Source organism: Rhodovulum sp. ES.010, assembly GCF_900142935.1.
Lineage (GTDB): Bacteria > Pseudomonadota > Alphaproteobacteria > Rhodobacterales > Rhodobacteraceae > Rhodovulum.
Genome location: NZ_FSRS01000001.1, coordinates 255,105 through 277,645, shown reverse-complemented (window position 1 = coordinate 277,645; position 22,541 = coordinate 255,105). Strand labels below are relative to the sequence as shown.

General features: G+C 68.4%; 23 protein-coding genes. 13 read left to right on the top strand and 10 right to left on the bottom strand.

Features of this window, described 5'->3' with window-relative positions:
- Positions 1-23 precede the first annotated feature (23 nt).
- The 7 genes from BUR28_RS01425 to BUR28_RS01395 form a co-directional block, all read right to left on the bottom strand.
- Positions 24-509 (bottom strand): (2Fe-2S)-binding protein, encoded by a 486-nt coding sequence (locus BUR28_RS01425; protein ID WP_074218489.1) that lies wholly within the window; start codon positions 507-509, stop codon positions 24-26.
- Between the two features lie 129 nt (positions 510-638).
- Entirely contained in the window at positions 639-1,637 is a 999-nt protein-coding gene (locus BUR28_RS01420; protein ID WP_074218488.1) for a molybdopterin-binding protein, read from the bottom strand.
- Entirely contained in the window at positions 1,637-2,623 is a 987-nt protein-coding gene (locus tag BUR28_RS01415; RefSeq protein ID WP_074218487.1) for an XdhC family protein, read from the bottom strand. The genes BUR28_RS01420 and BUR28_RS01415 overlap by 1 nt, the downstream gene beginning before the upstream one ends.
- Before the next feature lie 117 nt (positions 2,624-2,740).
- Positions 2,741-3,349, bottom strand: coding sequence for a DUF6691 family protein (locus BUR28_RS01410; protein WP_074218486.1), 609 nt, complete (start codon positions 3,347-3,349; stop codon positions 2,741-2,743).
- 1 nt (position 3,350) lies between these two features.
- A complete protein-coding gene (locus tag BUR28_RS01405; protein WP_074218485.1) occupies positions 3,351-3,893 on the bottom strand; it encodes a YeeE/YedE thiosulfate transporter family protein in 543 nt (180 codons plus the stop codon).
- Between the two features lie 328 nt (positions 3,894-4,221).
- A complete protein-coding gene (locus BUR28_RS01400) occupies positions 4,222-5,484 on the bottom strand; it encodes a vWA domain-containing protein (protein WP_074218484.1) in 1,263 nt (420 codons plus the stop codon).
- 80 nt (positions 5,485-5,564) lie between these two features.
- A complete protein-coding gene (locus BUR28_RS01395; RefSeq protein ID WP_074218483.1) occupies positions 5,565-6,488 on the bottom strand; it encodes an AAA family ATPase in 924 nt (307 codons plus the stop codon).
- A gap of 128 nt (positions 6,489-6,616) precedes the next feature.
- On the opposite strand from BUR28_RS01395, the gene BUR28_RS01390 reads away from it, so the two are divergent.
- On the top strand, positions 6,617-7,837 hold the full coding sequence (locus tag BUR28_RS01390; protein WP_074221468.1) for an acyl-CoA dehydrogenase: 1,221 nt from the start codon (positions 6,617-6,619) through the stop codon (positions 7,835-7,837).
- A gap of 36 nt (positions 7,838-7,873) precedes the next feature.
- Here BUR28_RS01390 and BUR28_RS01385 read toward each other — a convergent pair whose 3' ends face one another.
- On the bottom strand, positions 7,874-9,112 hold the full coding sequence (locus tag BUR28_RS01385; RefSeq protein ID WP_074218482.1) for a PQQ-dependent sugar dehydrogenase: 1,239 nt from the start codon (positions 9,110-9,112) through the stop codon (positions 7,874-7,876).
- A gap of 173 nt (positions 9,113-9,285) precedes the next feature.
- Here BUR28_RS01385 and BUR28_RS01380 point away from each other — a divergent pair, with 173 nt between their 5' ends.
- Both BUR28_RS01380 and BUR28_RS01375 read left to right on the top strand, forming a co-directional pair.
- Complete coding sequence (locus BUR28_RS01380; protein ID WP_074218481.1) at positions 9,286-9,906, top strand: LysE family translocator; 621 nt, start codon at positions 9,286-9,288, stop codon at positions 9,904-9,906.
- Positions 9,907-10,016: 110 nt separating this feature from the next.
- Positions 10,017-11,015 carry a hypothetical protein gene (locus BUR28_RS01375; RefSeq protein ID WP_074218480.1) on the top strand — a complete coding sequence of 333 codons (999 nt, stop codon included), beginning with the start codon at positions 10,017-10,019 and terminating at the stop codon, positions 11,013-11,015.
- Here the strand turns inward: BUR28_RS01375 and BUR28_RS01370 are convergent.
- Both BUR28_RS01370 and BUR28_RS01365 read right to left on the bottom strand, forming a co-directional pair.
- The gene (locus BUR28_RS01370) at positions 11,006-11,212 is read right to left on the bottom strand and encodes a hypothetical protein (protein WP_074218479.1); all 207 of its coding nucleotides are present in this window, start codon (positions 11,210-11,212) and stop codon (positions 11,006-11,008) included. The two genes, BUR28_RS01375 and BUR28_RS01370, sit on opposite strands and share 10 nt — an antisense overlap.
- A gap of 143 nt (positions 11,213-11,355) precedes the next feature.
- Complete coding sequence (locus BUR28_RS01365) at positions 11,356-11,913, bottom strand: hypothetical protein (RefSeq protein ID WP_074218478.1); 558 nt, start codon at positions 11,911-11,913, stop codon at positions 11,356-11,358.
- 50 nt (positions 11,914-11,963) lie between these two features.
- On the opposite strand from BUR28_RS01365, the gene pyrC reads away from it, so the two are divergent.
- The 10 genes from pyrC (at position 11,964) to BUR28_RS01315 (ending at position 22,479) form a co-directional block, all read left to right on the top strand.
- Positions 11,964-13,004 carry a dihydroorotase gene (gene pyrC, locus BUR28_RS01360; RefSeq protein WP_175566869.1) on the top strand — a complete coding sequence of 347 codons (1,041 nt, stop codon included), beginning with the start codon at positions 11,964-11,966 and terminating at the stop codon, positions 13,002-13,004.
- Positions 13,005-13,077: 73 nt separating this feature from the next.
- Positions 13,078-13,773 carry an orotate phosphoribosyltransferase gene (locus BUR28_RS01355; RefSeq protein ID WP_074218477.1) on the top strand — a complete coding sequence of 232 codons (696 nt, stop codon included), beginning with the start codon at positions 13,078-13,080 and terminating at the stop codon, positions 13,771-13,773.
- A gap of 299 nt (positions 13,774-14,072) precedes the next feature.
- Positions 14,073-15,575, top strand: coding sequence for a replicative DNA helicase (locus tag BUR28_RS01350; RefSeq protein WP_074218476.1), 1,503 nt, complete (start codon positions 14,073-14,075; stop codon positions 15,573-15,575).
- Between the two features lie 444 nt (positions 15,576-16,019).
- Positions 16,020-17,072 carry an alanine racemase gene (gene alr, locus BUR28_RS01345; protein ID WP_074218475.1) on the top strand — a complete coding sequence of 351 codons (1,053 nt, stop codon included), beginning with the start codon at positions 16,020-16,022 and terminating at the stop codon, positions 17,070-17,072.
- Positions 17,069-17,848, top strand: a complete 780-nt coding sequence (locus tag BUR28_RS01340) for an MlaE family ABC transporter permease (RefSeq protein WP_074218474.1) — start codon at positions 17,069-17,071, stop codon at positions 17,846-17,848. Before alr ends, BUR28_RS01340 begins: the two co-directional genes overlap by 4 nt.
- On the top strand, positions 17,845-18,591 hold the full coding sequence (locus BUR28_RS01335; RefSeq protein ID WP_074218473.1) for an ABC transporter ATP-binding protein: 747 nt from the start codon (positions 17,845-17,847) through the stop codon (positions 18,589-18,591). Before BUR28_RS01340 ends, BUR28_RS01335 begins: the two co-directional genes overlap by 4 nt.
- Positions 18,592-18,805: 214 nt before the next feature.
- A complete protein-coding gene (locus tag BUR28_RS01330) occupies positions 18,806-19,249 on the top strand; it encodes a paraquat-inducible protein A (protein ID WP_074218472.1) in 444 nt (147 codons plus the stop codon).
- Between the two features lie 184 nt (positions 19,250-19,433).
- Positions 19,434-20,801, top strand: coding sequence for a DNA repair protein RadA (gene radA, locus BUR28_RS01325; RefSeq protein ID WP_074218471.1), 1,368 nt, complete (start codon positions 19,434-19,436; stop codon positions 20,799-20,801).
- Between the two features lie 18 nt (positions 20,802-20,819).
- Positions 20,820-21,401 (top strand): CvpA family protein, encoded by a 582-nt coding sequence (locus BUR28_RS01320; protein WP_074218470.1) that lies wholly within the window; start codon positions 20,820-20,822, stop codon positions 21,399-21,401.
- Between the two features lie 64 nt (positions 21,402-21,465).
- Positions 21,466-22,479 carry a Hint domain-containing protein gene (locus BUR28_RS01315; RefSeq protein ID WP_074218469.1) on the top strand — a complete coding sequence of 338 codons (1,014 nt, stop codon included), beginning with the start codon at positions 21,466-21,468 and terminating at the stop codon, positions 22,477-22,479.
- Positions 22,480-22,541: the final 62 nt, after the last annotated feature.

The following is a 22,541-nucleotide window of genomic DNA, read 5'->3' as shown; positions in this document are numbered from 1 at the left end:
CTCCCTGCCCGCCCGAAACCGCCCTACTCTGCGGCGATGGCGGTCACGTCCTGGCCAGAGGCCGCCATGATCGCCTTGACGATGTTGTGGTAGCCGGTGCAGCGGCAGATATTGCCTTCGAGATAATCCCGGATCTCGGCCTCGGAGGGCGTCGGGTTCTTCTCCAGCAGCGCGGCCGCCGTCATCACCATGCCCGGCGTGCAGAAGCCGCACTGAAGCCCGTGATGGTCCTGGAACGCTTGCTGGATGGTGGAAAGCGAGCCGTCGGGGTTCGCCATGCCTTCGATGGTCTTGACCTCGGCGCCCTCACATTCCAGCGCGAACATGGTGCAGGACTTCACGTCCACCCCGTCCACATGCACCACGCAGGCGCCGCACTGGCTGGTATCGCAGCCGATATGGGTGCCGGTCAGCCCCAGCCCGTCGCGCAGGAATTGCGACAGCAGTGTGCGCCCTTCAACGTCCCCCGACACGGCCTTGCCGTTCACGGTCATCGCGACCTTGGTCATCAATCTCCTCCCTGGTTTTCGACGATACTAAAGCATGGGGACCGGGCTTTGAGAACCGTTGATTTACACATGCTTTGGTCTAGGCTGCCGCGGCCTGCGCGGGCCGCCGGCAGAGCGGCTTCGCGGCGCTCAGCCCTCGCGCGGCTGGGGCCGCGACGGAATCTCCTTCAAGAGCCCGCCAACCCCCATCGCGGCGATCTCGTCCGCGCCCACGTGCAGCCCGCAGACCACCCGTTCCAGCACCCAGTCCGCGCCGTTCAGCGCGGGCGCCCGCGCGCAACCCGGCAGTCCGATCACGGGCCGCCCGCCCTGCGTGCCGAGGAACAGGAGGTTGCCCGGATCGACCGGCATGCCGAAGCGCGCGACGCTGCCGCCGGCGGTTCGCACCGCCTTGGGACCGGTATCGTAGACGTCCGAAGTGGCCGAGCCGGTCAGGATCAGCGCAACCTCGCCCGGAAGGCGCGCCAGCGCCTCGGCCATCGGGGCGACCGCGTGCGGCACGGTCGCGACCGCGTCCAGGGTCATGCCCAGCGCCCTCAGTCGCGCCTCGACGGCGGCACGGCCCTTGTCGGTGAGGCCCGGCTTCTGGCCCGGCACCTCCGACAGGATCAGGCCGGCCCTGCGCCGCACCACCGGGTGGACCAGGACCGCACCGGGCGCGCGCGCACAGGCGGTTTCGAGCGCCGCGCCCGGCACCGCGTAGGGGATGATCTTGACGGTCCCCACCAGCAGCCCCGGCGTGACGCGGGTGAAGGGCGCCAGCGTGGCAAGCGTCACGCCGGGGTCGACGCGGTTCAGCGCGTGAATCGCGTCAACGTCCAGCCCGACGACGCCGGGACAGCCCGCATGGAGGTTCACCCGCCCGCGCGCCGCCTTGCCGATCCGCAGCCCCGCCGCGCCCGGATCGGGCACCAGCGCGGAGGCGAGCCGCGCGGCGGCGGCATCCTCGGCGACGTCTCCGGGCTCCATTCGCGCGACGGTCACCTCTGTGACACCGGCCGCCGTGAGCGCCGCGACCTCGTCGCGGCCCAGAACCTCCCCCTTCTTCAGCATCCGTCCGCCGAGGCGCAGCGAATGCGCCAGAACGGCGCCCTCGGACTCGACGGGCGGGACCGGTCCGAACCGCATCAGCCCTGCCTCAGTCTCTCGATGATCTCGGCCAGGATCGAGACGGCAATCTCCGCCGGGCTCCGCGCGCCGATATCGAGCCCCACGGGCGCGTGGATGCGGGCGATGCGGTCGTCCGGGATACCGGCCTCGCGCAGCCGCTCCAGGCGCTTGGCATGGGTCCGGGTCGAGCCGAGGCAGCCGAGATAGAACACCTCCGAGTCCAGCGCGGCGACGATCGCGGGATCGTCGAGCTTGGGGTCATGCGTGAGCGTCACCACCGCCGTGCGCGCATCGCGCCCGTGGGCGGCCAGCGCAGCGTCGGGCCAGTCGTCCAGGATGGTCTCTCCCGGGAACCGCTCGGCCGCGCCGAAGGCGGGGCGCGGGTCGATCAGCACCGGCGCGAAACCCGCAAGGCGGGCCATCTGCACCAAAGGCTGCGCGATATGGACGGCGCCCACGATCGCCATGCGCAGGGGCGGGTTGTGGATGCCCAGGAACGCCGCCCCCTCGAAGCCCGACTTGTCGGCGCGCATCCGATCGGCGATCCGGTCGCCCAGCATCGGATCGCCGGGGCCGGCCAGCCGCCGGTCCCAGGTCTCGGTATCCACGACATGGGCGACCGCGCGGCGCGCGGCCCGGGCGGCGACAAGATCGGCCAGCAGGTCCTCCGGCAGCGCCGCGCCGACCGGTTCCACCAGCACGCGGATGCGGCCGCCACAGGCCAGCCCCACGGCGAAGGCGTCGTCGTCGCTCACGCCGAACTCAAGGATGCGGGGGGTGCCGTCCTCCAGCGCCTCCAGCGCCTCCGCGATCACAGCGCCCTCGACGCAGCCGCCCGAGACCGAGCCCGCCATGCCGCCCTCGCCCGAGATCGCGAGTTGGCTGCCGACGGGGCGCGGCGCGCTGCCCCAGGTCTCGATCACCGTCGCCAGCACCGCTCCCGCGCCCGCGCGGTGCCAGTCGAGCGCAGTCTCCGGTATCGCCTCGAAATCGCCTGTCAGCATGGCGTCCCTCCTCCCTCGCGGGGATAATGGGGGCAGAGGCGCGGCTTCGCCAGTACGAAACGAAACGCCGCGGGCCATGGACCCGCGGCGTCGCGATGCGTGGGGGGGGCGGCCGTCCTATTCGGACGGCTCGGCCACCGGAGCGCCTGCAGGCGGGCCCTTCGGGCCGACCAACCGCCGCGGCAGCAGGATCGCCACGAGGATGAAGAAGACGCCGATCCCGATCCCGATCACATCGCCGGTGACGGGCAGGTTCTGCAGCGCCGCCGGATAGTCGGCGTCGGGGATCGCGCCCACCGTCCACTTGTCGCCCGCGAGAAAGCCGATATCCACCCAGAACGGGTAGGTCAGCGCATAGGCCGCGGCCCCGAGGAGGCCGCCCGCCACGAAGAACAGGGCGTCGATCCGGCCGGTCGCCGCCGCGCAGACCCCGGTGCCCGGGCAAAAGCCCGCGATGGCCCAGCCGATCCCGAGGATCGCGCCGCCGAGCAGCACGCCCACGTTGATCGCCTTCACCGACATGTTGCCGACCTCGACCAGGCCCAGCATCTGGCCGCCGAACATCAGGATCGAGGCGGTGCCGATGGCCACGAGGATCGTCTTCATCAGGTGCATGTTCGTGAGGTTCAGCATCCGGCCGATCCAGTTCGGATCGGTCGCGCCGATGCGTTCCAGCATGATCCCAAAAAGGCCGCCGATCACGATGGCGAGAATGATCTCCTGCATCTCAGGCCTCCTTCTTCAGCAAGATGCGGGCGGTGGGAAAGGCCGTAAGGAACGCGCCGAAGGCGAAGAGATAGCCCGAGACGGCAGTCTGCATCATCCCCGACATCATGTGCCCCGAGGTGCAGCCCCCCGCGAGCCGCGCGCCGTAAAGCACGAGCGCCCCGCCGACGAAGGCAACGATCCAGCGGCCGATCCAGCCGCCCGAGAGGTTGGCGCTCCAGAGCGCGGGGTTGAAGCGTTCCCAGAACCGGATCTTGCCGAAGACGATGGACGAGATCAGCGCCCCGCCCATCATCGCGAGCACGAAGATGAAGGAATAGTTCACCGGGTTGGCGATGTTGTCGGCATAACGGTCGAGATAGGCGTTGGGCGAGGTCCAGCCGCCATCGCCCGCCTCGACGATCATGTCCGGCACCTGCCGGTCCCAGAGGATGCCGTCCGCCACGACGAACTGCGTCGACACGCCGATCGGCTTGACCAGCAGCACGGCGAGGAAAAAGACGAGCCCGAGCAGCGGCCCGCCGATCTTCCAGTTCAAGACCATGAGATGTCCCCCACATAATATTCGTTATTTCGAATGAAAGTGTGGCAGCCCAGCGGTGCCGCGATCAAGCGGAATCCGCGGGCGCGCCGGAAATGCCGCGGCTGCGTCAGGCACAGAAAAACGCCGTGGGAGGGAGGGCCCACGGCGTTTCTGTAATGCGTCACCTCGGGAGGGAGAGCCCTTGGCGACCGAACCCCCGGGCCGGGAACAGGCGCGGGGGGCGAATGCGGTTTCTCGACGCTCGTCGGGAACTTACGACCGTCGCCGCAAACGACACATGCCGAATGTAGCTTTTGACGCGGTGCGGCATTGATCCAGATCAAACCGGTCAGGTTTGTCGCAGGTTCCGCAGCATCCGGTCGCGCTCGCCGGGCTCCCCGGCGTCGGAAATCGCCTGGGCAAGCGCCTCGAGCGACGCGATCGAATGGCCCGCGCGGAAGCAGTCCACATGGGGCAGCATGGCCCGTATTCCCTTGGCTTTCGGGGCGAAGCCGTCCCAGCGCAGCAGCGGGTTGATCCAGATGACGCGGCGGGCAGACAGGTGCAGGCGCTCCATCTCCTGCGACAAGCTGTCCGCCTCGTCGCGGTCGAGCCCGTCGGTGATCAACAGAACCACCGCACCCTGCCCCAGCACCCGGCGCGACCAGTCGCGGTTGAAGGCGTGCAGCGCGCTCGCGATTCGGGTGCCGCCCTCCCAGTCCTGCGCCTCGGCCCCGGCCGCGGCAAGGGCGGCATCGACGTCGCGGGTGGCCAGGTGCCGGGTAATGTTGGTCAGCTGAGTGCCGAAGGTGAAGGCGTGCACCTTCGCCCAGCCCGCGCCCTTCTCGTTGGCGACCGCGTGCAGGAAGTGAAGGACCATGCGCGAGTACTGTGACATCGACCCCGAGATGTCGCAGAGCACCACGAGGTTCGGCCATCGGGTGCGGCGCGCCTTCTGCCGGAAGGCGCGGATTTCGCCGCCCTGGCGCAGCGCGGTGCGCATCGTGCCGCGCCAGTCTGGCATCCGGCCACGGGCGTCGGCGCGGGTGCGGCGCGAGTTCAGCGGCTTCACCGGCAGGCTGAGGCGCGCAAGCATGCGTTTCGCCTCGGCCACCTCGGCGGTGCTCATCTGCTCGAAATCGAGGGTCTTGAGCCGTTCGCGCCCCGACTGGGTCTGGGAGGCGTCAATCTCGATCTCCTCGCCCGCGTCCTCGGGGTCGGGCAGATCCGGCACGTCCCGGTCGACCCCGTCGAGCAGGGCCTCGGCGGCGCGTTTTTCGGCGGCCTTCGCCTCGCGCTCCTCGGCGACGCCGCGCAGCGAGGGCAGCATCAGGCTCATCATGTGTTCCAGGAACCGCGGGTCGCGCCAGTAGAGACGGAACACCTGGTCGTAGACCTGGCGGTGCTCGGGGCGCGAGATAAAGCAGGCGGCGAGCGTGTGATAGAAATCGGCCCGCTCGGAAAAGCCCGCGGCCTCGACCGCGCGGATGGCGTCGATCACCCGGCCGGGCCCCACGGGGAGGCCGGCCGTGCGCAGCGCACGCGCGAAATGCAGGATGTTGTGGCTGAGCTTGCCGTCTTCGGGGATGTCGAGGTCTGGTAAGTCTGCCATCGCGGCCTCGGGTTTTGGGCGAGAGGCCGGGGGCTGTCTGCCCCCCGGCCCCCCGAGGATCTTTTCGGCCAGAAGAAGGGTCAGGCTGGCGCAAGCGCGGCGCGGACGTCGTCGAGCAGGCGTTTCGCCTCGGAGCCCTCGATTTTCTGGATGTCGTCCTGGTATTTCAGAAGCGCGCCGATCGTGTCGGCGATGACTTGCGGGGAGAGGTCGATCACGTCGAGCGCGAGCAGGCATTTCGCCCAGTCGATGGTTTCCGCGACGCCGGGTTTCTTGAACAGGTCCTCGGTGCGGAGCTTCTGGACGAAGGCCACGATCTCGCGGCTGAGCGTCTCGGCTGCCTCGGGCGCGCGGGCGTGGAGGATTTCGAGTTCGCGCTCGAAGCTGGGATAGTCGACCCAGTGGTAGAGACAGCGGCGCTTGAGCGCGTCATGCACCTCGCGGGTGCGGTTCGAGGTGATGATGACGATGGGGGGATGGTCGGCCTTGATGGTGCCGAGTTCGGGGATCGTGACCTGGAAATCGCTGAGCGCCTCCAAGAGGAACGCCTCGAAGGGCTCATCGGTGCGGTCGAGCTCGTCGATCAGCAGCACGGGCGGGCCCTCGACCTGCGGGCGCATCGCCTGCAGCAGCGGACGTTCGATCAGGTATTCGCTGGAGAAGAGCTCGTCCTTCAGCGCGGTGCGGTCGGCCCCGGCGCCTTCGAAGCCGACCGCCTCGGCAGTGCGGATCGCGATCATCTGTTCGGCGAAGTTCCACTCGTAGACCGCGGAGCCTGCGTCCAGCCCCTCGTAGCATTGCAGGCGGATCAGGCGGCGGCCGAGGGCCGTGGCGAGCGCCTTGGCGATCTCGGTCTTGCCGGTGCCGGGCTCGCCCTCGAGAAACAGCGGCTTGCCGAGTCTGAGCGACAGGAAGGCAACCGTCGCCAGCGCCCGGCCGCAGACATAGTCCTGCCCGGCCAGCAGCGATTGCACCTCGTCGATCGAGCCGATTGTCTCGCCCATGCGCATGTCCTCCCTGTCCCTAGAACTGCATGGGGCGCGCCGGCGGTCAAGCGGGCGGGCGCGCCGAGATTGCCCTGGGCGCCCGCGCGCGATATGGCACGGGCAAGACGTGCATGGAGGAGACCGAGATGGACAGCACCGCCCCCCTCAAGCCGAAAGACGCCCCCGACCTTTCCCGTTTCGACTGGGAGGATGCGCTGCGGCTCGAGGATCGCCTGGACGAGGACGAGCGGATGCTGCGCGACGCGGCCCGCGCCTTCGCAGACGACCGGCTGGCGCGGCGGGTGACGGAGGCCTATCGCGCGGAGCGCGTGGAGCCCGAGCTCTTCGCCGAGATGGGCGAGGCCGGGCTTCTGGGCGTGACGGTGCCCGAGGAATACGGCGGGCTCGGGGCGTCTTACGTCACCTACGGGCTCGTGGCGCGGGAGATCGAGCGGGTGGATTCGGGCTATCGCTCGATGATGAGCGTGCAGTCCTCGCTGGTGATGTACCCGATCCTTGCCTACGGCACGGAAGAGCAGCGGCAGAAATACCTGCCGGGGTTGGCGAAGGGCACGCTGATCGGGTGTTTCGGCCTGACCGAACCCGATGCGGGCAGCGATCCGGCGGGGATGAAGACGCGAGCCGAGAAAACGCAGGACGGCTACCGGTTGACCGGCACCAAGACCTGGATTTCGAACAGCCCGATGGCGGATGTCTTCGTGGTCTGGGCGAAATCCGAGGCGCATGGCGGCAAGATCCGGGGCTTCTTGCTGGAAACGGGTTTGAACGGCCTGTCCGCGCCGAAGATCGAGGGGAAGCTGTCCTTGCGCGCCTCACCCACCGGCGAGATCGTGATGGACGGCGTCGAGGTCGGCGAAGATGCCCTGCTGCCGGGTGTCGAGGGGCTGAAGGGGCCGTTCGGCTGCCTCAACAGGGCGCGCTACGGCATTGCCTGGGGGGTGATGGGCGCGGCCGAGGCCTGCTGGCACGCGGCGCGCGCCTACGGGCTGGACCGGCACCAGTTCGGCAAACCGATCGCGGGCACCCAGCTTTTCCAGAAGAAGCTCGCTGACATGCAGACCGAGATTTCGCTGGGGCTGATGGCCTGCCTGCAGGTGGGCCGCTTGATGGACGAGGGCCGCGCGGCGCCGGAGATGATTTCGCTGATCAAGCGAAACAATTGCGGCAAGGCGCTGGAGATCGCACGGGCCGCCCGCGACATGCATGGCGGCAACGGGATTTCGGACAGCTTCCCGGTGATCCGCCACATGGTCAACCTGGAGACAGTGAACACCTACGAGGGCACGCATGACATCCATGCGCTCATCCTCGGGCGGGCGCAGACCGGGCTGCAGGCGTTCTTCTGACGACCGGCGGGGCCGCTTGGCGGCCCCGCGCAGACGTCACGCCCCGTCGTCCGAGGGCGTGACGTGGACGATCTCTCCGTTCTGCTTGTCGGTGAGCAACAGCAGGCTGCCATCCGAAAGCACCTCGATGTCGCGCAGCCGGCCATGGCCGCCGAGAACCCGTTCCTCGGCCCGCACGCGGCCGTCATCCAGGTCCACCCGCACAACGCTCTTCGACACGAGCCCCGCCACCAGCATGTCGCCCTGCCAGTCCGGGAAGGCATCGCCTTCGTAGATTACCGCGTCGCCGGGCGCGATCACCGGATCCCAGTAGTAGAGCGGCTCCTTCATGCCGTCCTGACGGGGATCACCGCTGCCGATCATGTCCCCGTCGTAGCGCTTGCCGTAACTGACCACCGGCCAGCCGTAATTGGCGCCCGGCTCGACCACGTTGACCTCATCGCCACCCGCGGGGCCGTGTTCGATGACATAGAGCCGCCCGTCATGCATCACCGCGCCCTGGATGTTGCGATGGCCATAGGACCAGATCGAGTCCTCGGCGCCCTCCCGACCGACGAACGGATTGTCGTCGGGGATCGACCCGTCGAGATTGACGCGCACCACCTTGCCGTAGGTGGTCTCCAGATCCTGCGCCTTCTGGCGTTCCTCGTTCGTGAAGTGCTCGCCAGTGGTGATGAAGGCGTGGCCATCGCCGTCGAAGACGATTCGGCTGCCGTAATGCATCCGCGCGGGCGACGGGGGTGTCTGCACCCAGATGTCTTCCACCTGCGTAAGCTCGGTCATGTCCTCGCTTAGCACGCCGCGCGCGGCGGCGGTGGCGGACCCGTCCGCCAAGGGCTTGGCATAGGTCAGGTAGACATGCCGCGTCTCGGCGAAATCGGGGCCGAGCTTGACGTCGAGCAGGCCGCCCTGGGCCGTGTCCATCCCCTCGGCCGGGCGGTTCTCGACCTCCGGCACGCCCGCGATGGGGTCCGAAACCGTGCCGTCCGGGGCGATATGGCGCAACCGGCCGGGGCGCTCGGCCACCAGGCAGCCCTGCCCGTCGGGCAGAGCGGCAACGGCCCAGGGATGCTCCAGGCCCGCGGCAAGCGTCTCGTTGGCAACCGCGACATCCGTCGCTTCCAGGGGCGCGCGGGTCTGCTGCGGAAAGGCCGGCTCGAACTGGGGCACGTTCTTGTCGCCCCATCGGTGGGTTTGGCCCGACTGCGCGGCGGCCGGAGCGGCGGCGAGGGCGGCCATAAGGGCGGTGATCGACAGCGTGGATGTCTGCGGCATGAGTGTCCTCCTTTCCCATCCAGACGGTCGGGACGCCGCTTCGTTCCCGCGGCGGGGCAACACGGGAGCTCGGCGCACGCGATCGTGACCCCAGGCCGTCCGGTTGCGCGCTGCCCACTTGCGCGCCGCGGCGCGGCGTGGCTCACGCGGCGCGGTGTTGTCGGAGTCGCCCCATGCCCCTCGATCTCTGGCTTGCCTTCGCTGCCGCCTCCGCGGTTCTGCTCGTCATTCCGGGACCCACGATCCTCAGCGTGCTGTCCTACGCGCTGAGCCAGGGGCGGCGGGTCGCGGTGGCCATGGCGCTGGGTGTGGCGCTGGGCGACCTCATCGCGATGAGCGCCTCGCTGGCGGGGCTCGGCGCGCTGGTGCTGGCCTCTGCGACGCTCTTTGCCGTGCTGAAATGGATCGGCGCGGCCTATCTGGTCTGGCTGGGGGTAAAACTGATGCGGTCGCGCCCGGTGCTGGCCGGCGAGCTCGCGCCAGAGCCGCGGCCGGCCCGTGCCGTCTTCGCACACGCCGCAGCGGTCACCGCGCTCAACCCGAAATCCATCGCGTTCTTCATCGCCTTCGTGCCGCAATTCCTGCAGTCAGAGGCGGCACTCGCCCCGCAATTCGCGGTGTTGATCGCCACCTTAGTCGGGCTCGCGGCGCTGAACGCGCTGGCCTATGCACTGCTGGCCGACCGGTTGCGGGCGCGGATCCGCCGCCCCGCTGTCCTGCGCTGGATGAGCCGGGCGGGTGGCGGCGCGCTCGTCGGGATGGGCGCGCTCACGGCGACCGCCGCGCGCAGCTGAGCGGGAACGCGACGCGAGTCATCCCCAGCCTGTGGACAATAAATCTGGTATTCCCGCTTCCCCGAGCGCCCAGATATGGCTAGTATTCGCCTGTCGGAAAGAGGCGCGAGATGAAGGATCGAGTCGGGCACGACCTTTGCGGATACAACTGGCACGCGGTCTTCCTGGCACCGGATTCGCGGGCGATCGTCGAGCCGCTTGGCGAAGATCACGCGGCGATCCGGGCCGAGGCCGGCCGGGTCCTTCTGGTCAGCTTCGAACGGGCGTGCGACATCCACAATGCCGGGCTGGACGGCCAACCGCTGGCCGCGACGCTCGCCGAGCCGGCCGGCTGGTCGCGGCTCACCCTCGTTGCACGGTCCGAGACGTGGTTCCGCGACCCGGCAGTCTATGCCTATTTCGACCGGCTGATCGACGCGGGCTATTTCGACCGCTTCGACCGCGTGGTGTTCTACGGCGCCGGCATGTGCGGCTACGCGGCCGCAGCCTTCTCGGTGGCGGCGCCGGGTGCGGCGGTGCTTGCCCTGTCGCCCCAGGCCACGCTGGACCCGTGTCTTGCGAGCTGGGATGGGCGTTTCGCGGCGGCGCGGCGGCGCGATTTCGCCTCGCGCTATGGATTCGCACCGCACATGGTCGAGGCGGCCGAGCAGGTGATGGTCGTCTACGACCCCGCGTGCCGGGAAGACGCGATGCATGCGGCGCTGTTCCACGGGTCGAACGTGACCCGCCTGCGCACCCCCCATTGCGGGCAGGGCCTGGATTTCCATCTCATGGCGATGGGCGTGCTGCCCGAGTTGATCGACGCCGCCGGCGAGGGCGCGCTGACGGCCGAGGTGTTTCACCGGCTGTTCCGCGCGCGACGCGGCTACGGCCCCTACCTGCGGGCATTGATGGATCGCATCGAGGCGAACGACCGCCCGGCCCTCGGCGCGCGGCTGTGCCGGCACGTGCTCAGGCGCCGCAACCATCCGCAATTCGCCCGTCGCCTCGCGGAGTTCGAGTCGCGGGTCACGATCCGCCGCGAGGCCATGCGAGGAGCGGCGCCGACGCAGCGGATGCCGGCAGCCGCCCTGCCGCCATACGACGCGCCGAGCGCGGCTCAGATGTAGTAACGGTCGCGGAAGATGTGGCGCAGCGCGTCCTGCCGGGTCAGGCCCTTTGCGGCGAGGTCCTCGTCGCTGTAGCTGTTGAGTTCATCGACCTGCCGCGCCAGCGGATGGTTTTCGACCATCCTTACCATCAGCGCCATGAGGCCGGAAAAGAGCGAGCCCGTGCGGCCCGTCACGTTTGTCTGTGCAACTGCCATTTCGTGGAAACTCCTGTCATGTCACAGTTGTTTCCTCCCATGGTTGCAAAGATAGGGCAGATCACCTTACCTTACCAATGCCGGCTCGGAAGTCCCGCCTTGCGCCGGGCGGTCAGCCGGACCTGCAAAGCTTCACGGAATTTTCAGGCCTTCGTGCCGTGGGCGCCGGGCGCCCGCCCGTCCAGATAGGCGCGGAAGATCTCTGGCGGGATCGGTCGGCCGGCACGGCCGGGTCGATTGGTCGAGGCCAGCGCGACGCCCACCAGGATCAGCACCATGAACCCGACGGCACCGCTGATCGCGTCGCCCGCGACGGCGGCGCGCGCCCAGAGCGCGAGGCCGCCGAGGAGACAGACAAGGCCCAGCCCGAAGCCGATCCAGCGCGCCCAACCGCCGCGGCGCATCTCGACGGAGATCTCGGGACGCCGCTCGGCCAGCCGCGCGACAACGGCGCGCATCGCCCGTGGCCCTTCGCGATCGGTCGCCGCCCCCTCGAAGGTCAGCCTGTGCAACTTGCCGTCGGCTGCGATGTCCAGCGTCTCTGTCCAGCGGTCGGCCCGGTAGATCAACCCGGTCACCGCGTCCCAGTCCAGGCGCCACCGCCCCTCGAGCGCCAGGCCGTCCGCATCGAGCAGCAGTTCTTCGCGCGGGGCATCTGGCCCGGCCTGCCAGGAAAACCGCTCCACCTCGTCGCCCGTCATCTCTCTTCTCCTCTGGAAAGCCCCCGGCCGATTGTGTATCGCGCTTGGCCATGATGAACAGCCTGACGATCCGTCGCCCCGACGACTGGCACCTGCACCTGCGCGACGGCGCCATGCTCGCCGGCGTCCTGCCCGAAACCACACGCCATTTCGCCCGGGCGATCGTGATGCCCAACCTGATCCCCCCGGTGGTCACATCGCAAGACGCGGCCGCCTATCGCGAGCGAATTCTTGCCGCCCTGCCCGCGGGGGCGGATTTCACGCCGCTGATGACCCTCTACCTGACCGAGGAGACGGACCCTGCCGATGTCGCCGCCGCCCATGCGAGCGGCCTAATTACCGCGGTCAAGCTCTACCCCGCGGGGGCGACGACGAACTCGGCCTCGGGCGTGACCGATTTCGACAAGGTGCGCGGCGTGCTGGAGCGGATGGCCGAGATCGGCTGCCCGCTATGCGTCCACGGCGAGGTGGTCGATCCCGAGATCGACATCTTCGACCGCGAGGCGGTGTTCATCGACCGCGTGCTCGACCCGATCCGCCGGGCGACCCCGGGGCTGCGCGTGGTGATGGAGCACCTGACCACCGCAGACGGCGTGCAATACGTGCGCGACAGCGACGGCGGCCTCGGCGCGACGATCACGACGCATCACCTGATCATCACCCGCAACCACCTTCTCGTCGGCGGGATCAAGCCGCACTATTACTGCCTGCCGGTCGCGAAACGCGCCCGCCACCGGGACGCACTGGTCGGCGCGGCGACAGGCGGCGACGCGCGCTTCTTCCTCGGCACCGACAGCGCGCCCCATACCGATCCGGCCAAGGAATCGGCCTGCGGCTGCGCCGGCATCTTCTCGTCCACCAATACGCTGTCCTGCCTGGCCGAAGTGTTCGAGCGCGAAGGCGCGCTCGACCGGCTGGAGGCGTTCGCGTCGCTGAACGGGCCGGCGTTCTACAGCCTGCCGCCCAACGAAGAGACGATCACCCTGACCAAGGGCTTACCGGTGGCCTACCCGGAGACGATCGAGACCGGCGCAGGGCCGGTCACGGTCTTCGATCCCGGCTTCCCGCTGCACTGGGCAGTCGACGAATGAGCCGCGCCTTCCGTCGAAGAGATCGGCCGGGCATGCCCTTGAAGCCCCGACCACAGACCGAGAGGTTCCGCCGATGATCGCCGCCGCCTACCCCGACCGTGACGAGATCGCGCGGCTCTCCGCGCGCATGCTGCTGGAGGCCAGGGCGGTCCATTTCAACGCGGAAGACCCCTTCACGCTGGCTTCCGGCCGGCCCTCGCCCACCTATATCGACTGCCGCCGGTTGATCTCGTTCCCGCGAATCCGGGCGACGCTGATGGACTTTCTGGCCGTCACGGTTTTGCGCGAGGCGGGGTTCGAGGCGTTCACCAATGTCGCGGGTGGCGAGACCGCCGGCATCCCCTTTGCCGCGCTGGTGGCCGAACGGCTGGCCCTGCCGATGACCTATGTCCGCAAGAAACCCAAGGGCTACGGCCGCAATGCCCGGATCGAGGGGATCATGGGCGAAGGCGACCGCGTGCTGCTCGTCGAGGATCTCACCACCGATGGCGGATCGAAGCTGTCCTTCATCGAAGCGATCCGCGAGACCGGGGCAATTTGCGGTCATACAGCGGTGATCTTCTATTACGGGATCTTTCCCGAGACCGAGACCATGCTGGCCGAGCACGGCGTGGAGTTGCACCACCTGTGCACCTGGTGGGACGTGCTGGCCGAGGCCCGTCGACAGCAGGCATTCGAATCGGCAACGCTGGACGAGGTGGAGGCGTTCCTGAACGCCCCGCGCCCGTGGCAGGACGCGCGTATGGGGGGCAAGACCCCGGCGCCTTGATGCCGCAGGGTTATTTCCCGGCGCCAACGGCTTTGCATTGCGGCCCATCAAACAGGTTCGCGCATGGCGTGTGCCGCAAAACGGCGGCGCCCTTCACGGTGCGTTTTCGCTTGGCCGTGCGATTCGGGACACAGCGCGCCGCGCGCAAGACCAAATCTTGACGAAAGTGGGCAGTTGCCCCCAAAATGAGGGAGTGGAAGGGCCGTGAAACTGTCCACAGGTGACTCACAGGATATCCCGATTGAAGCGGCCCGCAGCCTTGGCGTAGATCGGGCGCTCAGCGAGGCGGGGCATCTCTCATGAACGAACTCAGGACGTTCCAACCGGGCGCGCATGGCGGCGAAGACGAGGACGGCACCCTGCCCCATAACATCGAGGCGGAGCAGCAACTCCTCGGCGCGATCCTCACCAACAACGACGTCTATGACCGCGTCGCCTCGATCCTGCAGTCGCAGCATTTCTACGAGCCGGTCCACGCCCGGATATTCGAGACCGCCGCCGCGCGCATCCAAAAGAACGCGCTGGCCTCGCCGGTCACGCTCAAGGCCTTCTTCGAGGACGACGAGGGTCTGAAAGAACTTGGCGGCCCGGCCTACCTGGCGCGGCTCGCTGGCGCCGCGATCTCGACCTTCGCGGCGCGCGACTACGCGCAGATGATCTACGACTTCGCGATCCGGCGCGAGTTGATCCGGCTGGGCCGCGACATCTCGGACAAGGCCGCGAAGGTCGACATCGCGTCCGAACCGCGCGCCCAGATCGTCGAGGCCGAGCAGGCGCTTTACAAGCTGGGCGAACAGGGCCAGGCCGAAACCGGGTTTCAGTCGTTCCTGAAGGCGGTGACCGACGCGGTGAAGGTCGCGAACGCAGCCTACGAGCGCGACGGCCAGCTTTCGGGCGTCTCGACCGGGCTGATCGATCTCGACCGCAAGCTGGGGGGGCTGCACCGCTCGGACCTGTTGATCCTGGCCGGGCGCCCCTCGATGGGGAAGACGTCGCTGGCCACCAACATCGCCTTCAACATCGCCAAGGCCTACCGCCGGGGCCTGACGCCGGACGGCACCGAGGGCGCGGTCGACGGTGGGGTCGTGGGCTTCTTCAGCCTGGAGATGAGTGCCGAGCAACTGGCGGCCCGGATTCTCTCGGAAGCCTCCGAGGTGCCCTCTGAGCAGATCCGCCGCGGCGACATGACGGAAGGAGAGTTCCGCCGCTTCGTCGAGGCGGCCAAGCAGCTCGAGGCCTGCCCGCTCTACATCGACGACACGCCCGCCCTGCCGATCAGCCAGCTTGCCGCGCGCGCCCGGCGCCTCAAGCGCACCCACGGTCTGGATGCGCTCTTCATCGACTACCTGCAACTCGTCCGGCCCGCCTCGGCCAAGGACAGCCGGGTCAACGAGGTCTCCGAAATCACGCAAGGGCTGAAGGCGATCGCCAAGGAGCTGGATATTCCCGTGGTGGCCCTGTCCCAGCTCTCCCGCCAGGTGGAGGCCCGCGACGACAAGCGCCCGCAGCTTTCGGACCTGCGCGAGTCGGGCTCCATCGAGCAGGACGCGGACGTGGTGATGTTCGTGTTCCGCGAGGAATACTACAAGGAGCGTGAGAAGCCCGGCGATCACGACCTCGAAGCGGTGGCGAAATGGCAGGAGGAGATGGCCTCCGTCCACGGCAAGGCCGAGGTGATCATCGGCAAGCAGCGCCATGGCCCCATCGGCACGGTAGAACTGAGCTTCGAAGGCCGCTTCACCCGCTTCGGCAACCTGGTGAAGCCCTGGCAGCACGGCATCGGCTCGGACGAAGACGTCTGAAACGCAAGCTGTCTCCGTTCGCCGTGGGCACGGAGTGATCCCAGTGAAGGAGTCCCCGCGCCTTTGCGGACCGCCGAGATCGCGGCCCGCTCGCCGCGGGGAAGCGACCTTTGGAGTCCGGTGCTCGAATATCCCAGGGCGGTTTGGATGCCGACGGGGCGCCGCTCGTCATCCGGCTTTGTGCCGGGACCATTTCGGTCCGACCGGTTGCAGCGGCCTGGTGTCCGCCGCAATCGGCAACCCCGCGAGACCGAATCTTCGGCGAAGCCGGCCACATGGATGAGGGCGGCCGCGACCGATGCGGACAGCCGCCGCGGGGGCTGCCCCGACCCTCTGGTGCAGGACGGCGAGGACAGGGCCCGGCCGGACGGGCCGCACCGCCCGCTCCCGTAAAACGCGAATTCCGCCCTTGACCCGCCGTCCGCACCTGTCAAAACAGCGCGCATGGCAACGGGTTCCCTGACGATCGATCTCGACGCGCTCGCGCGCAACTGGACCGAGCTTGACCGCGCCTCCGCGCAGGGCGTGGAGACCGGCGCCGTCGTCAAGGCCGACGGCTATGGCCTCGGCGCCGCCCGCGTCGCGCGCACGCTGGTAAAGGCCGGCGCGCGGCGCTTCTTCGTCGCCATCGCGGAGGAAGGCGCCACGATACGCGCCGCCCTGGGCCGCGGCCCAGAAATCTGCGTGTTCTCCGGCCACATGCCGGGCGATGCCGACATGATCGGCGATCTCGACCTCGTTCCGATGCTGAACTCGGTGGAACAGCTCACCCGCCACATGGAGGCACTGCCCGGCCACCCCTTCGGCATTCAGCTCGATACCGGCATGAACCGGCTGGGGATGGAACCCGCCGAATGGGCCGCCGTTCGTGATATCGCGCTCAAGGCCGGACCGCGGCTGATCATGAGCCACCTGGCCTGTTCCGACGAGGACACGACCGGCTTCAACGAAAAGCAACTGACATGCTTCCGCGAGATGACCGAGGGCACCGGCGTGCCCCGCTCGCTCGCGGCGACGGGCGGCATCCTTCTCGGTCCCGACTACCATTTCGAGGTCACCCGCCCCGGCGTCGGCCTCTATGGCGGCCGCCCCTTCACGGACCCCGCCCCCGTCGTCGCGCTGTCGCTGCCGGTGATCCAGAGCCGCGAGGTGGAGCCGGGCGAATCCATCGGCTACGGCTGCACCTGGACCGCCGAAGAGCGCCGCACCGTCGCCACCGTCGCCGCCGGCTACGCCGACGGCATCCTGCGCTACCTGACGAACCGCGGCACGCTCTGGTTCGACGGCCATCCCTGCCCGATTCTCGGCCGGGTCTCGATGGACCTCATCACCGCCGACATCACCGACCTGCCCCGCACCCCCGACGCGCTCGACCTTCTCGGCCCAGACCAGGGCGTCGACGAGGTGGCAGACGCGGCCCAGACCATCGGCTACGAGGTGCTTACGAACCTCGGGGCACGCTACGCACGCCGCTATACCGGCGGAGCGGGGTCATGATCCTCGCGCCCGTGGCCGCCATCGGGCGCTCGACGCTCGCCGGTTTGGCCGCTCTGGGGCGCCTGGGGCTCTTCCTCGTCTCCACCCTCGCCGCGCTGGTCCGCCCGCCCTTCTACCTGCGGGAGTTCGGCCATGCGCTTTGGGTGATCGGCTACAACTCGCTCCCGGTGGTGGGTCTCACCGCCTTCTTCACCGGCGGCGCGCTCGCCTTGCAGATCTACGAGGGCGGCTCGCGCTTCAACGCCGAGCAGGTGGTCCCCTCGATTGTCGCCATCGGAATGACCCGCGAACTCGGCCCCGTGCTGGGCGGGTTGATGGTTGCGGCCCGCGTGGCCAGTTCCATCGCCGCCGAAATCGGCACGATGAAGGTGACCGAACAGATCGACGCGCTGGTGACACTCTCGACCGACCCGATGCGCTATCTCACCGTGCCCCGCGTGCTGGCCGCGACGCTGGCGGTGCCGGTGCTGGTGGCGGTGGGCGATTCCATCGGCATCTTCGGCGGCTACGTGGTAGGCACCGGCCGGCTGGAACTGAACGCCGGCGCCTACCTCAAGAACACCGCCGATTACCTCGAACTCTGGGACGTGACCTCGGGCCTCATAAAGGGCGCGGTCTTCGGCTTCTTGATCGCGCTGGTGGGCTGCTATTTCGGGATGAATTCGGGGCGCGGGGCGCAGGGCGTGGGCCGCGCCACGAAACAGGCGGTGGTCACCGCGTCCGTTCTGATCCTCGCGGCGAACTACCTGCTGACCGAACTGTTCTTCTCGGCATGATCGCGCTGTCGGGCATCCACAAGGCGTTCGGCGCGAACCGGGTGCTCAGGGGCATCGACCTGACCGTGCCCAGGGGCGAGAGCATGGTGATCATCGGCGGCTCGGGCACCGGCAAATCGGTTCTGCTGAAATGCATTCTCGGGCTTGTGAAGCCCGACGCCGGCCAGATTCTGATCGACGGGCAGGACGTCACCCGCGTCGACCGGGACGCTTTCCTCGCGCGCTTCGGGATGCTGTTTCAGGGCGGCGCGCTCTTCGACTCGCTCACCGTCTGGCAGAACGTGGCGTTCCGCCTGCTGAGGGGCGCGGAGAAGCGGCCCAAGGCCGAGGCCCGCGAGATCGCGGTGGAAAAGCTGCGCCGCGTCGGCCTGAAGGCGGAGGTGGCCGACCTCTTCCCCGCCGAACTCTCCGGTGGCATGCAGAAACGCGTCGGGCTGGCCCGCGCCATCGCCGCGGAACCGGAGATCATCTTCTTCGACGAACCCACGACCGGCCTCGACCCGATCATGGCCGGCGTCATCAACGAGTTGATCCGCGAGATCGTGGTCGAGATGGGCGCCACCGCCATGACCATCACCCACGACATGGCCAGCGTGCGCGCGATCGCCGACGATGTGGCCATGCTCCATGACGGCGTGATTCAGTGGACCGGACCGGTCAAGGACATGGACGTCGCCCCCGACCCCTACTTGCAGCAATTCATCCACGGCCGCGCGGAGGGTCCGATCGAGGCGGTGCGCTAGACGACCGACGGTCGACCGGCGTTGGTCGCCCCGGGTTTCGCCTTGGCACGGCCAAGGCGACCCGCCGGTGTGGGCTGCCGCCCCGCCCCAAGGAAGTACTTGAACCAAGAAGAAGCCAGCGCAGACAGCGGTCCCGGAACGATCTAGCGTGACAGGCACGAACAACGCGCCGCCACAAGGCATTCCCACCAAAGACTGGCATGGTCTTTCCACGATGCAGCTTCTGAAACTCGGCAATCTCGCCCTTCTGATCCTTTTCCCGCTGGCCTGGTTCGCCCCGCTGATGCGCGCCGGCCTCCTGCCCGTCTTCGGACTCTCGGAGATATCCGTGCTCTCCGGCCTCGCCGCGCTCTGGCAAACCGACATCCTCTTGGCCCTCGCGGTCACGGTCTTCGCCCTAGTCGCCCCCTACCTGAAAACCGTCGGCCTCGCCCTCCTCCAGTTCGGCCATGCCCCTCCGCGCCTGCTTCCGGCGATCCACCTGATGGGCAAGCTCGCCATGGCCGACATCTTCCTGATCGCTCTTTACATCGTCATCGTGAAGGGCGTTGGATTGGCCCGCGTGGAAACCGCCTGGGGCCTCTACCTCTGCACCGCCTGCGTGCTCGGCTCCCTCACCCTCTCGCTCCTCACCAGGCGACACCTGCCCGGCGCCTGACCGCTTCTTCTTGGCGGCAATACTCCGGGGGAGTCGCCCGACAGGGCGACGGGGGCAGCGCCCCCCGCGCGGCCCGGCACGGGCCGCGCCACGCCCACCCCCGAACACGGCGGGCGCATGCCCGGCGCCGGCCCGGGGGTGGGAGTCCCCTTGCCCGTTGCGCTTGCCTGGGGCAGGAAAGGCCATGGTCAAAGCCGTCCCCGTCTTCACCTGCACCGCATGCGGCGCCGCCCACAAGAAATGGGCGGGTCGCTGCGACGCCTGCGGGGCGTGGAACACGATCGAGGAAGAAACGCCGCTCTCCGCCGCGCCGGCCGCGAAATCGCTGGGCGCCGCACGTGGCCACGCGGTCCCGCTTTCCGATCTCGCATCCGCCGAGCCAGAGCCGCCGCGCGCCGCCTCGGGCATGGCCGAGCTCGACCGGGTGTTGGGCGGCGGGCTGGTGCCCGCGTCGGCTGTGCTGGTGGGCGGCGATCCCGGCATCGGCAAGTCCACCCTGCTGCTGCAGGCCGCGGCAAGTTTCGCCCGCAAGGGTTTGAAATGCATATATATATCAGGTGAGGAAGCCGGCGCCCAGGTGCGCATGCGCGCACGACGCCTGGGCCTAGCGGATGCGCCGGTGCACCTGGCGACGGAAACCAACCTGCGCGACATCCTTACAACGCTCGATGCCGAAAAGCCCGACCTCGCGGTCATCGATTCGATACAGACGATGTGGGCCGACCAGGTCGACAGCGCGCCCGGCTCGGTCAGCCAGGTCCGCGCTGCCGCCCATGAACTGACCGCTTTCGCGAAACGCAGGGGCAGCGCGGTGATGCTCGTCGGCCATGTCACCAAGGAGGGCCAGATCGCCGGCCCCCGCGTGGTCGAGCACATGGTCGACACGGTGCTTTATTTCGAGGGCGAGCGCGGTCACCAGTTCCGCATCCTGCGGGCCGTCAAGAACCGCTTCGGCCCCGCCGACGAGATCGGCGTGTTCGAGATGACCGGTGCGGGCCTCGCCCAGGTCGACAACCCCTCGGCGCTGTTCCTTTCGGACCGGGGCGAGCCCGCGCCGGGAACCGCGGTCTTTGCCGGCATCGAGGGCACGCGGCCCGTGCTGACCGAGATCCAGGCCCTCGTCGCGCCCTCCCCCCTGGGCACGCCCCGGCGCACGGTGGTGGGGCTCGACGCCGGGCGGCTGTCGACCACGCTCGCGGTGCTGGAGTCGCGCTGCGCCATCCCCTTCGCGGGCTATGACGTGTTCCTGAATGTCGCAGGCGGGCTGAAGGTCACCGAACCTGCCGCCGATCTGGCCGTCGCCGCGGCGCTGCTGAGCGCGCGGGAGGATACGTCATTGTCGCCCGATTGCGTCATCTTCGGAGAAATATCGCTATCGGGCGCGCTCAGGCCCGTGGGCCAGACGGAAAACCGGTTGAAAGAGGCGCAGAAACTTGGTTTTTCCACAGCCATCGCGCCGGCGCGCAGCAAACTGGGCGCGCCCACGGGGCTGACGGTTCGGCGGATGCCCGACCTGACGGCCTTCGTCGGAGACATGTTCGGCGCGGGTTGAGGCCGAGGAGGGACAGCCATGGAAGGCTTTACCGTGATCGACGGGGTGGTCGCCGTCGTCATCCTGCTATCGGCGATCCTCGCCTATTCGCGGGGCCTCGTGCGCGAGGTCATGGCCATCGCGGGCTGGGTCGTGGCCGCCGTTGTCGCTTTCATCTTCGCCCCCCAGGCCGAGCCGTTGATGCACGAGATACCTGTGCTCGGCGGGATCATCGCGGGATCGTGCGAACTGGCGATGCTCTCGGCCTTCGCGCTCGTTTTCATCGTCGCGCTGGTCGCGGTCTCGCTGTTCACGCCACTCCTGTCCTCGATGATCCAGGGCTCGGTGCTAGGCGGGCTCGACCAGGGGCTGGGGTTTCTCTTCGGGGTGGCGCGCGGCGTCCTGCTGGTGGCGGTGGCGTTCTTCGTCTACCAGATGGTGGTCACCAACGAGGACTATCCGGCGGTGGACAACTCCCGGTCGGCCGAGGTCTTCGCCTCGCTCACCGACCGGCTGGCAGAGACCGACCCGGACAAGGCACTGGGCTGGCTGACCACGCAGTATGAGCAGCTTATGGGCGCCTGCGGCCAGCCCGCCGTCGACGCCCCCCTTGGCCAATGAAGCGGATGCCGATTCACCGAATGTAAACGGCTATCCTTCATTCCGGCCCCGAACGGGGCGGATCATGGCAACATACGTCTTTGCAGGCTACGATGACGATGACTTGTTCTTCCCGGGCGGCTCGCCATGGACCGGGCAAACGATCACGTTTACCTTCGCAGCGAACCACCAGATCGAGATCACCGACAACGATATCTATCTGGTCGACGGCACAGACGACCGCGACGACGAGGACTGGAACCAGACCGCGGTGGTCTATGACGAGTCCGGCCAGACCGAAACGTCAGGCCAGATCCAGCCCCGCCAGCAGTACGAGCTGTGGGACGGCAGCAATATACATGTAATGCAACGGGTCTATATCGCCGCGTCGAACAGCTATTACTACATCTTCAAGGATCCTCCCCCCGAACTGAACACGACCTACACCGTGACCTCGGTGTCCTCGCCGAACTACAATTACTATTCGGCCTTCTCGACTACGGGCGTGATCTGTTTCGCCCGCGGCACGCGGATCGACACCCCGGACGGCCCCCGCCCGGTCGAATGGTTGCGCGCAGGCCAACCGGTGCTCACGCTGGATACGGGGCCGCAGCCCATCGTCTGGATCGGTCGACGCACGGTCACGGCACGCGACCTGCGGCAGAATCCCAAGCTGCGCCCGTTCAGCTTTGGGCCAGGCACGCTGGGGCCCGATCTGCCGTACCGGACGCTCAACCTGTCGCGCCAGCATCGGGTGTTGCTGAGCGGCGGCGACCTCGTGCGGCTGACCGGTCACCCCGAGGCGTTGGCCGCCGCCCATACCCAGGCGGCGCTGCCGGGCGTGGCGCAGACCTGCCCGCCCTTCGGCGTCGATTATTACCACCTGCTGCTGCCCCGGCACGCCCTGGTCCGGGCCGAAGGCGCGCCGGTTGAAAGCCTGCTGCCCGGCCCCGAGGCGCTGCGCATGATGGCGGCCTATGGCGACGCCCCCACCGCCGCCCCCGGGCCGGCCATGCCGGTGCGCCCGATCCTTGCCAACCGCGTGGCGCGTCGCCTGGCCGAAAACCGCGCAGCAACGCATGACGCGGCCTTTATGTGATCCTTTCGTGACACCGCGCGCCCGAGAGCGTAGAGAGAGGCCAGTTCCCGCCATATGGATTC

What these genes read in the sequence shown, in the direction of transcription:
- BUR28_RS01415 (WP_074218487.1), bottom strand. Translation starts at nt 2,623, where the DNA reads ATGCTGACAGGCGATTTCGAGGCGATACCGGAGACTGCGCTCGACTGG.
- pyrC (WP_175566869.1), top strand. Translation starts at nt 11,964, where the DNA reads ATGATGAACAGCCTGACGATCCGTCGCCCCGACGACTGGCACCTGCAC.
- BUR28_RS01395 (WP_074218483.1), bottom strand. Translation starts at nt 6,488, where the DNA reads ATGGGCGAGACAATCGGCTCGATCGACGAGGTGCAATCGCTGCTGGCC.
- BUR28_RS01315 (WP_074218469.1), top strand. Translation starts at nt 21,466, where the DNA reads ATGGCAACATACGTCTTTGCAGGCTACGATGACGATGACTTGTTCTTC.
- BUR28_RS01375 (WP_074218480.1), top strand. Translation starts at nt 10,017, where the DNA reads ATGAAGGATCGAGTCGGGCACGACCTTTGCGGATACAACTGGCACGCG.
- BUR28_RS01340 (WP_074218474.1), top strand. Translation starts at nt 17,069, where the DNA reads ATGATCCTCGCGCCCGTGGCCGCCATCGGGCGCTCGACGCTCGCCGGT.
- alr (WP_074218475.1), top strand. Translation starts at nt 16,020, where the DNA reads ATGGCAACGGGTTCCCTGACGATCGATCTCGACGCGCTCGCGCGCAAC.
- BUR28_RS01370 (WP_074218479.1), bottom strand. Translation starts at nt 11,212, where the DNA reads ATGGCAGTTGCACAGACAAACGTGACGGGCCGCACGGGCTCGCTCTTT.
- BUR28_RS01405 (WP_074218485.1), bottom strand. Translation starts at nt 3,893, where the DNA reads ATGGTCTTGAACTGGAAGATCGGCGGGCCGCTGCTCGGGCTCGTCTTT.
- BUR28_RS01420 (WP_074218488.1), bottom strand. Translation starts at nt 1,637, where the DNA reads ATGCGGTTCGGACCGGTCCCGCCCGTCGAGTCCGAGGGCGCCGTTCTG.
- BUR28_RS01385 (WP_074218482.1), bottom strand. Translation starts at nt 9,112, where the DNA reads ATGCCGCAGACATCCACGCTGTCGATCACCGCCCTTATGGCCGCCCTC.
- BUR28_RS01410 (WP_074218486.1), bottom strand. Translation starts at nt 3,349, where the DNA reads ATGCAGGAGATCATTCTCGCCATCGTGATCGGCGGCCTTTTTGGGATC.
- BUR28_RS01350 (WP_074218476.1), top strand. Translation starts at nt 14,073, where the DNA reads ATGAACGAACTCAGGACGTTCCAACCGGGCGCGCATGGCGGCGAAGAC.
- BUR28_RS01365 (WP_074218478.1), bottom strand. Translation starts at nt 11,913, where the DNA reads ATGACGGGCGACGAGGTGGAGCGGTTTTCCTGGCAGGCCGGGCCAGAT.
- BUR28_RS01425 (WP_074218489.1), bottom strand. Translation starts at nt 509, where the DNA reads ATGACCAAGGTCGCGATGACCGTGAACGGCAAGGCCGTGTCGGGGGAC.
- BUR28_RS01330 (WP_074218472.1), top strand. Translation starts at nt 18,806, where the DNA reads ATGCAGCTTCTGAAACTCGGCAATCTCGCCCTTCTGATCCTTTTCCCG.
- BUR28_RS01355 (WP_074218477.1), top strand. Translation starts at nt 13,078, where the DNA reads ATGATCGCCGCCGCCTACCCCGACCGTGACGAGATCGCGCGGCTCTCC.
- radA (WP_074218471.1), top strand. Translation starts at nt 19,434, where the DNA reads ATGGTCAAAGCCGTCCCCGTCTTCACCTGCACCGCATGCGGCGCCGCC.
- BUR28_RS01400 (WP_074218484.1), bottom strand. Translation starts at nt 5,484, where the DNA reads ATGGCAGACTTACCAGACCTCGACATCCCCGAAGACGGCAAGCTCAGC.
- BUR28_RS01335 (WP_074218473.1), top strand. Translation starts at nt 17,845, where the DNA reads ATGATCGCGCTGTCGGGCATCCACAAGGCGTTCGGCGCGAACCGGGTG.
- BUR28_RS01390 (WP_074221468.1), top strand. Translation starts at nt 6,617, where the DNA reads ATGGACAGCACCGCCCCCCTCAAGCCGAAAGACGCCCCCGACCTTTCC.
- BUR28_RS01380 (WP_074218481.1), top strand. Translation starts at nt 9,286, where the DNA reads ATGCCCCTCGATCTCTGGCTTGCCTTCGCTGCCGCCTCCGCGGTTCTG.
- BUR28_RS01320 (WP_074218470.1), top strand. Translation starts at nt 20,820, where the DNA reads ATGGAAGGCTTTACCGTGATCGACGGGGTGGTCGCCGTCGTCATCCTG.